The sequence below is a fragment of the Moorena sp. SIO2C4 genome (assembly GCF_010672485.1).
GTDB classification, from domain to species: Bacteria; Cyanobacteriota; Cyanobacteriia; order Cyanobacteriales; family Coleofasciculaceae; genus Moorena; species Moorena producens.
The window spans coordinates 1-1,162 of sequence record NZ_JAAHGN010001540.1 but is presented as its reverse complement, the minus strand read 5'-3'; the positions used below and the strand labels follow the sequence as shown (position 1 = coordinate 1,162).

Here is a 1,162-nt window from a genome sequence, read left to right as displayed (position 1 = left end):
TAGAGTGGGCATCCTGCCCGCCCGAAAATATATTGAAACTGGCAAGATGCCAGTTCCACGCAAGATGCCCATTCCACGGCCAGATGCCCATTCCACCTCACTCCTAAAATCATTCCATTGTTAAGCAACGCCTTGAGAGCTACCCCCATTTTCCAAATTGTCGATACAAAAGTTCCTTGATAATCATTGAGTGCGTAGTTATGTCATACCCAACAAATGTTCAGACAGGCATTCGCGACTATATGAATCAGATAAAAAGAATCAGGATAGCTCAAGCCAGTCCTAGTTCTCAGGAGGATCTCCAGAACTGGAAGTATTCTGCCAGTAACACTAAAAAGCATCAAGCTGATCAGGTAGCTACCAAGATTCTGAAAACCCGTGTTCTTAATGGACAAGGCATGCACCCAAGGAGATTTTGTCGCCGCTGGTTCGGACTAGAAGCCGTCAATCAATACGGACAGCGGTGCTACACAGAGTCATATATCTCAATCCTCGAATCGGAGCATGGTTATCGGGAGAAATGCATCAACTTGATTGCCAGAGTATTAAAGATTAAAGCCAATACTATTCACCGCTGGGGAAAAGGAGTTGAGTTTGACAAAATCTCTCCAGATAAACGACAGCAGTACGAAATGTATCTTGGCTATGTTGACACCCTCAGGGTGCTCGCTACGAGCTTGGGTGGACTGGATGAAAGGTTATTGCTGAGACTTTTAGACCGCGAACAATAGAGTAGCACTAAGTATCCGAACAGTATTGGGTCTCTTCTGACCGAAATAGCTGATCATAATTATTACGTTAGGTTGATTTTTCAAAAACTGTATCCAATACAGAAAAGCCTTGATTTATCTAAAAGCTTACTTTTACAATTCAAAGTAGTTCAGCAAGCAGAACTAGTTAGATCTGGTAAGCCCATTAAAGCTCTTTATCTGAAGGTTTTTAAGCGTTTATGAAGCACTTACCTTGGTTATTTTACCCGCCAGCCTGGCCTATTGCCGTCAAAATTTCGGCATTGTCGATTTTTCAAAGACTGTATAGACCTCTCCAAAAACTTGAAACTTTCTCAGGCACTGCTTTTCAGCGATCAAATTGACCAAGTCAATTTTACGTTGAATTAACGCTATAATAAGCTTAAGAAGCTATTGATGTTAATTTAGCACTA

General features: G+C 41.7%; 1 protein-coding gene. It reads left to right on the top strand.

The features are described 5' to 3' along the window. Positions 1–200 precede the first annotated feature (200 nt). Positions 201–731, top strand: a complete 531-nt coding sequence (locus F6K20_RS39340; protein ID WP_287298574.1) for a hypothetical protein — start codon at positions 201–203, stop codon at positions 729–731. Positions 732–1,162: the final 431 nt, after the last annotated feature.